This is a genomic window from Saccharopolyspora soli (genome assembly GCF_022678645.1).
GTDB lineage: Bacteria > Actinomycetota > Actinomycetes > Mycobacteriales > Pseudonocardiaceae > Saccharopolyspora > Saccharopolyspora soli.
Genome location: NZ_JALBWV010000122.1, coordinates 1 through 10,920, shown reverse-complemented (window position 1 = coordinate 10,920; position 10,920 = coordinate 1). Strand labels below are relative to the sequence as shown.

The following is a 10,920-nucleotide window of genomic DNA, read 5'->3' as shown; positions in this document are numbered from 1 at the left end:
TTGGTCCCCCCCACACAATTATTCTCCCCCCCCCCCCCCCGCCGCCCGCGGGGGGGGGGGCGGGGGCGGGGGGGGGGGGGCCCCCCCCGCCCGCCCCCCCGCCCCCCCCCCCCCCCCCGACCCTCACGGTGCGATCTCGCGCCAGCGGTTGGTCAGCGGCAACCGCCGGTCCCGCCCGAACGCCTTGAACGTGATCTTGGTGCCCGGCGGGTACTGCCGACGCTTGTACTCGGCGCGGTCCACCAGCTGCAACACCCGCTCGACCAGCTCGGCGTCGAACCCGTCGGCGATCAGGTCCGCGTAACTGCGGTCGCCCTCCACGTAACCGTCCAGCACCACGTCCAGGACGTCGTACTCCGGCAGCGAATCCTGGTCCACCTGGCCGGGCCGCAGCTCCGCCGACGGCGCCTTGGTGATCGAGTTCTCCGGGATCGGCGGCACCTCGCCCCGCTTCTCCGCATCGGCGTTGCGCCACTTCGCCAGCTTCCACACCAGCGTCTTCGGCACGTCCTTGATCGGTGCGAACGCACCCACCGCGTCGCCGTAGATCGTCGAATACCCAACCGCCAGCTCGGTCTTGTTCCCAGTGGCCAGCACCAGGTGCCCGCGCTGGTTCGACAACGCCATCAGCAGCATGCCCCGGCACCGGGCCTGCACGTTCTCCTCGGCCAGCCCGGTCAGCTCCAGCTGCCGCACGTACACCTCGACCATGTCCGCGATCGCGTGCACCTCGAAGTGGCAGCCGATCCGCTGCGCCAGCTCGGCGGCGTCCGAGCGGGAGTGCTCGGACGAGTAGTTCGACGGCATCGACACGCCGTACACCGCGTCCGCCCCGAGCGCGTCGGCGGCCAGCGCGGCGCACACCGCCGAGTCGATGCCACCGGAGAAACCGAAGGTCACCGACCGGAAACCGTTCTTCTGCACGTAATCCCGCAGCCCGGTGACCAGTGCCCCCCAAACCTCGGCCTCGTCGGCCAACGGCTCCGCGGGCGGCGCGACGGGGCGCGGTTCGTAGCTCGGCAGCGGGTCCGGCTGCAGCACGATCCGCTGCACGTCGAAGGCGGACATCCACATCGGGCCGGACTCGGCGGGCACCGTGGTCGAGGTGTAGCCACCCGCGGGCAGGTCCAGGTCCAACACCATAAGGTGCTCGGTGAACTGCGGGGCCCGCGCGATGACCTCGCCGTCGGGCGTGGCGACCATCGAGTCACCGTCGAAGACCAGCTCGTCCTGCGCGCCCACCAGGTTCACGTACGCCATCGGCGCCCCGGCCTCGGCGGCCCGCCCGATGACCAGCGGCGTGCGCACGTCGTCCTTGGCGCGTTCGTACGGCGAGCCGTTCGGGCAGATCACCAAGTCCACCCCGACCTTGCCCAGCGCCGCCACCGGGCCGCCGTTCTGCCAGATGTCCTCGCAGATGACCACGCCGATGTCCAGGCCGTGCAGCCGAACGATCGGCAGGTTGAAGCCGGGCGCGAAGTAGCGCGCCTCGTCGAACACGCCGTAGTTCGGCAGGTGGTGCTTGTGGTAGGTCGCGACGATCTCGCCGCCGTACAGCAGCGACGCCGAGTTGCGCGGTCCTTCGTCGTCGCGGCCGAGGTGACCGACCACGACCAGCGCGTCCCCGCAGCCCGAGTCCTGCAAGCGCCGGGCGAGCAGCTCCAGCTCGGCGAGGTTCGCGGCGGCGAACGACCTGCGCAGCGCGAGGTCCTCGACCGGATAGCCGGAGAGCATCATCTCGGGGAACGCCACCAGATGAGCGCCGTCCTGCACGGCCCTGCGCGTCCAGTCCAAGACCATCGAACTGTTACCAGCAATATCGCCGACACATGCGTTTACCTGCGCGAGTGCGATCCGCAACTGGGGCATGCACCCATCTTCGCGCACGCAGCCGCGCAGCGTCGTCGCAGCCCGCTGTGAGCCGCGACGCCAAATGCATGTCACGATTCAGTAGTGAACCGCCTACTGCCCGTGCTGTCCGTGCTCGCCGTGCTGGGCCTCGTCGCGTGTGCTCCGACAGCGCCAGAGAGCGAGCCGCTGCAGCCGCACAACGAGCGCAAAGGACCGGTCGGGCCCGTCCCGGCAGGTCTGGAGCGGTACTACTCGCAGACGTTGTCTTGGGGGCCGTGCGCCCCGTACGCCACGACCGACAGCGATCGGACGGCCTTCCAGGATCCGGGTCTGGAATGCGCGCGGCTGCAAGTCCCGCTGGACTACGCCGACCCGCAGGGCCAGTCGATCACGCTCGGGGTGCTGCGCATCCCGGCCACCGATCCGCAACATCGGATCGGCTCGCTGGTGATGAACCCCGGTGGTCCGGGTGCTTCCGGGATGAGCGCGGCGACCAGCCTGGCCTCGTCGTTCTCGCAGAGCCAACTGAGCAGCCGGTTCGACCTGGTCGGCTTCGACCCGCGCGGGATCGGCGCCTCCGAACCGGCCGTGCACTGCCTGACCGGCCAGGAACGCGACGCCGAGCGGCTGGACTCGGACGCGGACGCGTCGCCGGGTGGGGTCGCCAGCACCGAGCAGGAGGAGCGCGACTACGTGGCCAGGTGCGTCGAGCGCACCGGCGTCAAGATGCTCGCCAACGTCGGTACCCGCGAAGTCGTCCGGGACATGGACGTGCTGCGTTCGGTGCTCGGTGACGAGAAGCTCACCTACCTCGGCTACTCCTACGGCACCCGGATCGGTTCGGAGTACGCGGAGGAGTTCCCGGGCAACGTGCGGGCGATGGTGCTGGACGGTGCGATCGATCCGACGCAGTCCGCGGTGGACGCCGAGGTCGCGCAGGGCTTCGGATTCCAGCACGCCTTCAACGACTTCGCGGCGTGGTGCACCGCGCGCCAGCAGTGCTCGCTGGGCCACGACCCGAAGCGCGCGGTCGCGGAGTTCCAGCAGCTCACCCGCCCGCTGGTGCAGCACCCGGCGCAGGCGGGCAACGGTCGCGAGCTGTCCTACACCGACGCCACGATGGGGGCGATCCAGGCGCTGTACGCGCCGAGCCTCTGGGAGCAGCTCGACAACGGGTTGGCCGAACTCCGGCAGAGCAGCGGCCGGGGGCTGCTGTCGCTGGCGGACAGCTACTACAGCCGCGGTCTCAACGGCCGGTACTCCAACACCACCGACGCCTTCGACGCCGTGCACTGCGTCGACGATCCGCGTGTCGAAGATCCGGCAGCGGTGCGCGATGCCGACCGCCGGTACCGCGAGGCCGCGCCGTTCCTGGACGACGGCTACCCACCGAATCCGGCGCGCGAGGTCTGCGCGTTCTGGCCGGTGCCGGTCACCGGCGAGACCGCCCAACCGCAGGTGGGCGCCCTGCCGCCGGTCGTGGTCATCTCCACCACCGGCGACCCGGCCACGCCCTACGACGCGGGGGTGAAGCTCGCGGCGGCACTGCACGGTCGCCTGCTGACCTTCGAGGGCACCCAGCACACCGTCTTCCTCCAGGGCAGCAACTGCGTGGACGACATGGTTACGGCGTACCTGATCAACTTGACGCTGCCCAGCGACGGCGCCCGCTGCAAATCCTGAAGCGTCTCGGAGCCGGTGAGCGCGGTCCACTAACCGGCTCCGAACTCGGGCGTTCCCGACTACTTGCCAGCGACCTCTAGTGAAGTCGATCACAGTCGGCTTATCGTCTGGGGCATGGACAAAACGGGTGATGCGGGCCGACCGGCCGATGCGCAGAGCGTGACATCGGTGCTGCTGTCCGGCAGCACGTACCGAGGTCTGGGCGAGCAGGTGCTCTCCCCAGCCGAAGAGCGGTTCGAACGGGCGCGCCGCACCGTCGGGCTGATCCTCGCCCCGGTGCTGACCATCGTGTTCCTCCTCCTACCCATCCAACTCGAACCCGCCCAGCACAAGCTGGCCGCAGTGCTCCTCGGTGTCGTCGTGCTGTGGGTGTGCGAGCCGGTGCCGATCCCGGTCGGTGGTCTGATCGGCGTCGCGGCCGTCGTGGTCCTCGGCGTCATGCCCCCGGACGACGTGCTCGCGCCGTTCGGATCCTCGACGGTGTTCACCTTCATCGGCGCGTTCATCCTCGCCCAGGCGATGCTGCGGCACGGTGTGGCCAGGCGCTTCGCGTTCACCATCCTGTCGCTGCCCGGCGTCGGGCGTAGCGCGTCGCGGGTGATCATCGCCTTCGGCGTGATCACCTGCCTGCTCTCGTCGGTGGTGTCCAACACGGCCACGGTCGCGATGCTGCTGCCCACCGCGGTCGGCATCCTCGCGGTGATCGCCGAGCTGGTCCGCAAGGAACTCCCCGAAGGAGCCCCCTTCGATCCGCTCCGGCTGCGGGTCGGTGTCGCCCTGATGCTGATGCTCGCCTACGGGGCCAGCGTCGGCGGCCTGCTCACCCCGATCGGTTCGCCGCCGAACCTGATCGGCCGCGGCCTGATCGAGGAGGCCACCGGGCAACGCATCTCCTTCCTGCAGTGGATGGCCATGGCCGCACCGGTGTGCTTGCTGATGTTCGTCGTCCTGGCGGGCATCCTGCTGCTGCTCAACCGCCCGGAGATCAAGAAGCTCTCCGGCGTCGAGGAATACGTGGCATCCGAACGCGCCAAGCTCGGCTCGATGTCCAGGGCCGAGAAGAACACGTTGATCGCCTTCGCCATCACCGTCGCGCTGTGGGTGGCCCCGGCTGTGGTCGCGCTGATCGCGGGCAACGACTCGGCGGCCTACGACGCGGTCAGCGAGCGGCTCGACGAAGGCATCGTCGCGGTGCTCGGCGCCTCGCTGCTGTTCCTGCTGCCGACCGACTGGTCCAAGCGCCAGTTCACGCTGACGTGGACCGAAGCCAGCCGCATCGACTGGGGAACCGTGGTGCTGTTCGGCACCGGCATCATCTTCGGTTCCTTGCTCGCCGACACCGAGCTGGCCAAGACCCTCGGCGAGGGCACCGCGAACAACCTCGGCTTCACCAGCGGCGTTGCCATCACGATATTCGCCATCGTCCTCGCGGTGTTGGTTTCGGAGACGACGTCGAACACCGCCTCGGCTGCCGTGGTGGTGCCAATCGTCATCCCGATTGCGGTTGCGGCGGGTGTGAATCCGTTCGTGCCCGCGCTGGCTGCCACCTTCGCGGCGTCTTTCGGGTTCATGCTGCCGGTGTCCACGCCGCAGAACGCGATCATCTACGGCTCGGGCGCGGTCCCGATCACGAAGATGATCAGGTCGGGAGTGGTCTTTGACGTCGCCGGGGCGATACTCATCGCGCTGATCCTGCCGCTCATGATCGCCGCGCTCGGGTTCGGCTAGCCCGAGGTTCATGGACCAGTTACGCAATCGGTGCCCGGAACTCTTAGGCTGCGTGCATGAACCGCCAGCAGGAGTTCGTGCTCCGCACCTTGGAGGAACGTGACATCCGCTTCGTGCGGCTGTGGTTCACCGATGTCCTCGGCATGCTCAAGTCGGTGGCGATCTCGCCCGCCGAACTGGAGGGCGCTTTCGCCGAGGGCATCGGGTTCGACGGCTCGGCCATCGAGGGCTTCGCCCGGGTCTACGAATCGGACATGGTCGCAAAACCGGACCCCTCGACCTTCCAGGTGCTGCCGTGGGAGACCCCCGACGGGGAGCACTACTCGGCCCGGATGTTCTGCGACATCCACATGCCCGACGGCTCGCCGTGCTGGTCGGACCCGCGGCACGTGCTGCGCCGCACCCTGGCTCGGGCCACCGAGTCCGGCTTCACCTGCTACGTGCACCCCGAGATCGAGTTCTTCCTGCTCAAGAACCTGCCGGATGACGGCAGCGAGCCGTTGCCCGCCGACTCCGGCGGCTATTTCGACCAGGCCAGCCACGACGCCGCACCGCACTTCCGGCGCAACGCGATCGAGACCCTGGAGGCGATGGGGATCTCGGTGGAGTTCAGCCACCACGAGGGGGCGCCGGGCCAGCAGGAGATCGACCTGCGCTACGCCGACGCGCTGACCATGGCCGACAACGTGATGACCTTCCGGTACGTGGTCAAGGAAGTCGCGATCACCCAGGGCGTGCGCGCCTCGTTCATGCCCAAGCCGTTCAGCGCGCAGCCCGGCTCGGGCATGCACACCCACTTCAGCCTGTTCGAGGGCGACCAGAACGCCTTCTACCACCCGGAGAACCCCTACGAGCTCTCCGACATCGGCCGGGCGTTCGTGGCCGGGATCCTGCACCACGCTCGCGAGATCAGCGCCGTGACCAACCAATGGGTGAATTCGTACAAGCGGCTGGTCGTCGGCGGTGAGGCGCCGACCGCGGTCTGCTGGGGCCACGCGAACCGGTCCGCGCTGGTCCGCGTGCCGATGTACTCGCCGGGCAAGGCGTCGTCCCGCCGCGTCGAGGTCCGCAGCCTCGACTCGGCCTGCAACCCGTACCTGGCCTACGCGGTGATCCTCGCGGCTGGACTGCGCGGCGTGCAGAAGGGCTACGAACTGCCACCCGCCACCGAAGACGACGTGTGGGGGCTCACCGAACGCGAGCGCAAAGCGGCCGGCTACGCCAACCTGCCGCAGAACCTCAACGAGTCGCTGTCCGAGATGGAGTCCTCCGAGCTGGTCGCGGAAACCCTCGGCGAGCACGTGTTCGACTTCTTCCTGCGCAACAAGCGCGACGAGTGGAACGCCTACCGCAGCCACGTCACGCCCTACGAACTCCGCACCCTGATGCCCTTGCTGTGAGCACGCCGCCAGCATTGGGCCGGATGGGCACTCGTGGGGTTGGGCGTGTTGTTGGGACGCGAGGAACGATAGGTTGCGCGCGTGACTGATTCGCAGGCGCAGCCCGACCCCGTGACCTCCGGGAGTTCCGATGGCGAGGCCGTCACGGAAGCCACGCTGCAGTCCGGTGTGCTGGAACAACCGGCGGAGCTGTTCGGCGAGCCGGAGTGGCCAGCCGAAGTCCCGGACGAAATCGGTACGGGCACCCTGCTCGGCTGCACCCTCGCGTGCCGGGACCAGCTCCCAGCCGCACGGGTGCTGCGGGAGACGTTCCGCCGACACCACCCGGACGCGCAGTTCGCGCTGCTGGTGGTCGACCTGCCCAGCGCGGACCGGCCGGAACCCGACGGCCTGACCGTCGCCGACATCGGTCTCGACCTGCGGGAGTTCGCCCGGCTGGCGATGAGCTGCACCGCGGAGCAACTGCGCAACGTGCTGCGCCCGAGGTTCCTGCAGCACCTGCTGGAATCGGGTTCGACCCTGCTGTACCTCGAACCGTCCGTCCAGGTCTTCGGCCGCTTCGACGATCTGCTTGGGGGCCTGACCCAACAGCGGCCGGTCGCCCTGGTCCCGCGGGTGCTGCGCCCGCTGGCGGTCGACGGTCTGCGTCCCAGCCCGACCGACCTCGCCGAATCGGGCACCTTCGACCCCAGCGTGTTCGCCGTCCGCCCCGGTGCCGAACCGCTGCTCGCGACGTGGGTAGAGCAGCTGGCCGCCGATCCCACGACGGCGACGTCGATGCTGGACGGCGTGCCCGCGCTGGTCGATCACCAGGTGATTCGCGACCCAGGGGTGGGCCTGTCGGTCTGGAACGCGGCGCAGCGCGAACTGACGGTGGCTGGCGACGGTCGGCACGAGGTGGACGGCGCGGCGCTGCGCAGCGTCCACTTCGACGGTTTCCAGCCGCAGCGGCCGTGGCTGCTGTCCACGAACTACGCCGACCGCCCGCGGATCCTGCTCTCGGAGAACGCGGTGCTCGCCGGGCTGTGCGCGGGCTACCGGAATGCGCTGGTCGGGGCCGGTTACACCCGCGAGCAGCCGCATCCGTTCGACGTCCTGCCCGACGGCGTCGTGCTGCCCACCACGTTGCGCCGCGAATACCTCGAAACCTGGCTCGCGAACGGTCAACCGCCGCCCAGCCCGTTCGAACCGGGCGCGACGCTGGCGGAGTTCCGGGAATGGGCCTGCACCCCGGTGGACGACCGCCAGCGCGCGGCAGGGGGTTCCCGGTGGACCGCCGCGGTGTGGGCGGACGATCCGATCCTGCGGCGCGACTACCCGGATCCGTTCGGCAGCCACGCGGAAGCCTTCCGCGAGTGGTGCGTCGGAGTGGGAGTGGCCAGCAGTCGCGTTCCGGCCGAGGCGGTGCACCGCCGAATCGATCAACGTGCCGCGCTGGTCGATCAGCTCGGCGTCGCGGTCCTCGGCGACGGCCCGCTCGCGGAGCTGATGCGCACCGCCGTCCGCGCCTCCGGACTGCCCTCGGCGGACACGGCCTACTACCCGGTGGTGCTGCGCTGCGAGCCTGGTCTCCCGGTGCCCGCGGGCCGGTACGTGATCGACATCCACTCCAGCACGACCGATGCCTCGACCACCGATGTGGCTGAAACCTGGGTGCTTTCGGAGAGCAGTCGCGCCGCGGCCCGCCGCAACGGTGCGAAAACACGAGTCGTGGCGTTGCCAGCGCCGGAGCGCGAGCGGGTGGATCTACCGACCCGGAAAGGCGCTCGGGCCCGGTTCGGGCTGTCCGACGAGTTCGTCTTCGGTGCGTTCGTGGACCACGCCGCCGAGCGTGCGGACAACGCGCTCGGCGTGGTCAACGCCTTCTTGGCGGCCTTCCCGGAACGCGATGACGTGCGCCTGCTGATCGGTGTCGCCGGTGCGGTCGAGCACCCGGAGGCGGCCGAACGCCTGCGGCTGGCCACCGCGCCGGATCCGCGCGTGCTGTTGATCGAAGAAGACCTCGACATCCACCCGCTGCTGTCCGCGTCGGATTGCTTCACGTCATTGCGCCGCGGGGAAGCCGGTGACGATCACGTGCTGCGGCTGCTCGAGATCGCCGCGCACGGAGTGCCGGTTATCGCGGGCGAGCACGGGGCGGTCGCCGAGCTCTTCGGGGCGGAAGCCGCCCGCCTGGTGCCTTGTCAGGGACCTGGTGAACCGGACATCGATGCGGCCGCCGAGCTGTTGCGCGCAGCCGCCGACGATCCCGAGGGCACTGCGGCTTTCGGTGCGGCGGCAAAGGAAAACCTGCTCGCGACGCATACCGTCGCGCGTGCGGGCGCACGCCTGCGCGAGCGCGTCGAGCACGCGTACCGGAACTGGCGCACGAAGTGGTCGCGCGACAGCCACGGCCAGTTCGACGACCCGTTGCGCCCGCTCCTGGTGGCACGCCATGCGCTGCACCGCGCACCGGACGTGGGCGCCAGCAGCCGGAATTCGATGGCCCCGGCCCTGCGCAAGGCAGTGCTCAAGGCACTGAGCCACTACGACGAGCACATCCGCGATGTGATGCGCTCACTCGTCGACGGCGTCGAGCAGACCGCATCCGAACTGCTTCGCCGCCAATACGAGGTCGACGGCGAAGGCGACCTGGAGGCAATGCGCGCGGAGCTGGTCCAACTCGTCCAGCGCCACGAGCAGTTGGGCGCCCAACTGCTCGGCACCGATGACGGCATGGTCCGAGCCCGCGCCGACCTGGCCGAACAACACCGCAGGCTCCGCAAGCTCGAAGACGGTGCAGTCGGTGACCAACGCGTCGACGCCCTGGCGGACCGCCTGGACAGCCTGACCGGCGCGGTCGAGCGGATCCTCGACCGGATGGATGCGCTGGAACAGCGGCAGGAGGGGGACCGGGGAGTCGAGGCGAGCCTGCGCAGCGCGTCGCACGATGCCGCGAACGCCTTGCAGCGCACCGATGTCCTGCAACGCATCCTGCTGCGGGAGCACGAACGCAACACCGGAACAGGCGACGGCACCACCACGCCGGTGCTCTGCGATGCGGGGTTGCTCCGGCTGCCCGCCGATGACAGCTTCATGCTGCCCTGGCTGTCGTCGCATTCGACCTGGGATTCCGAAGTGTCGGCGCTGATCGACTCGCTGCTGGAGCCGGATGGCGTGTTCATGGACGTCGGCGCCTACGTCGGCTACCAGACGGTGCGCGTGCTCAGCCGCATGGGAAACAGCGGCGCCGTCATAGCGGTGGAGCCATGTCCAGAGAGCACCGCGCTGCTGAAGCGCAACGTCGAGGTCAACGTCCCGGCGGCCTGGGGCCACCGGCTCGTGGTGGTCGAGGGCGCGGCATGGGACGGGTCCTGCCACCTGGCAGCCGAGTCGGCGCTCACGGGCGGCCTGTCGGTCACTCCGGTGAGCGAGGACAACGCCCCAGCGGTGCGCGGCGTCCGGCTCGACCGCGAGTTGGAGAACCACGAAGCCCTGCGGAACCTGAAGTTGTCGGTGGTGCACGTCGACGTGGGTGGCCGAGTGCATCGGGTGCTCGGTGGTCTGGTCCGGTTGCTGCGCCGCGACCGTCCTTCGATCGTGTGCTCTTTCACACCGGGCTCAATAAGCCAACTAGGTGACGACCCAGCGGCGGCACTCCGCGAGTTCGGAACCTGGGGTTACGAGCTCGTGCCGGTCGGCCGAACCGAGCCGGTAACCGCGTCTGACCTGCTAGAAGCGATCAATGCAACGAGTTCGGTGAGCACCGTGAAACTCTGGCTGCGGCCCAAGCGCAAGTAACCCGAGCGCCGCCGAATGAGCGACGTCAAGAGTCTGACCAGGCGATTTGACTTTGACGCAGAGTGTGCGTAATTTTCTTTCCACCGCACGGAAGGCCGGACGGAACAGGACGCAAGAGCCTGGCGAGGACGGCTGCGGGAGCGCCCGGGGATCGGATACGAACTCCGCGGAGCGCACACCGACCGGGGCGCGCGGTTTGACACCGCGGAGCGCACCGGGTAACGTTAAGCGGTCGCCAAGTAGACGACAGAGCTATGAGGTGCGTTGATAACTCAAGTAACAGGCTCGACCTTCGGAACGATCAGCGCGGGGGCACCCCCTGAAAACGTCGAAATGACTGCCTGTTAGAGTTACCGACACAAGAAAGCGACGGAGAAAATACTCCGCCAGACGCGTTCGCGCTGGTGTGGGTGTGTTCTTTGAGAACTCAACAGTGGACTGTTTTGGTTAGTGTTCTTTTATGCCCCTGACTGCGCGG

General features: G+C 68.9%; 5 protein-coding genes. 4 read left to right on the top strand and 1 reads right to left on the bottom strand.

Annotation, left to right across the window (positions count from 1 at the left end; genetic code table 11):
• Window positions 1-123: 123 nt before the first annotated feature.
• Window positions 124-1,869: an NAD+ synthase gene (locus MOQ72_RS42925; protein WP_242191814.1), complete on the bottom strand. Its 1,746-nt coding sequence runs from the start codon at window positions 1,867-1,869 to the stop codon at window positions 124-126.
• Between the two features lie 84 nt (window positions 1,870-1,953).
• On the opposite strand from MOQ72_RS42925, the gene MOQ72_RS42920 reads away from it, so the two are divergent.
• The 4 genes from MOQ72_RS42920 to MOQ72_RS45505 all read left to right on the top strand — a co-directional run bounded on the left by MOQ72_RS42920 (window position 1,954) and on the right by MOQ72_RS45505 (window position 10,442).
• On the top strand, window positions 1,954-3,534 hold the full coding sequence (locus MOQ72_RS42920) for an alpha/beta hydrolase (RefSeq protein ID WP_242191813.1): 1,581 nt from the start codon (window positions 1,954-1,956) through the stop codon (window positions 3,532-3,534).
• A 114-nt stretch (window positions 3,535-3,648) separates the two neighbouring features.
• On the top strand, window positions 3,649-5,262 hold the full coding sequence (locus tag MOQ72_RS42915; RefSeq protein WP_242191812.1) for an SLC13 family permease: 1,614 nt from the start codon (window positions 3,649-3,651) through the stop codon (window positions 5,260-5,262).
• A 56-nt stretch (window positions 5,263-5,318) separates the two neighbouring features.
• On the top strand, window positions 5,319-6,662 hold the full coding sequence (glnA, locus tag MOQ72_RS42910) for a type I glutamate--ammonia ligase (RefSeq protein ID WP_242191811.1): 1,344 nt from the start codon (window positions 5,319-5,321) through the stop codon (window positions 6,660-6,662).
• An 81-nt stretch (window positions 6,663-6,743) separates the two neighbouring features.
• Window positions 6,744-10,442 carry an FkbM family methyltransferase gene (locus MOQ72_RS45505; protein WP_242191810.1) on the top strand — a complete coding sequence of 1,233 codons (3,699 nt, stop codon included), beginning with the start codon at window positions 6,744-6,746 and terminating at the stop codon, window positions 10,440-10,442.
• The last annotated feature ends 478 nt before the right edge of the window (window positions 10,443-10,920 follow it).

Excerpts from the sequence above, each read along its gene's own strand:
- MOQ72_RS42915 (WP_242191812.1), top strand. The coding sequence starts at position 3,649 with ATGGACAAAACGGGTGATGCGGGCCGACCGGCCGATGCGCAGAGCGTG.
- glnA (WP_242191811.1), top strand. The coding sequence starts at position 5,319 with ATGAACCGCCAGCAGGAGTTCGTGCTCCGCACCTTGGAGGAACGTGAC.
- MOQ72_RS42925 (WP_242191814.1), bottom strand. The coding sequence starts at position 1,869 with ATGCCCCAGTTGCGGATCGCACTCGCGCAGGTAAACGCATGTGTCGGC.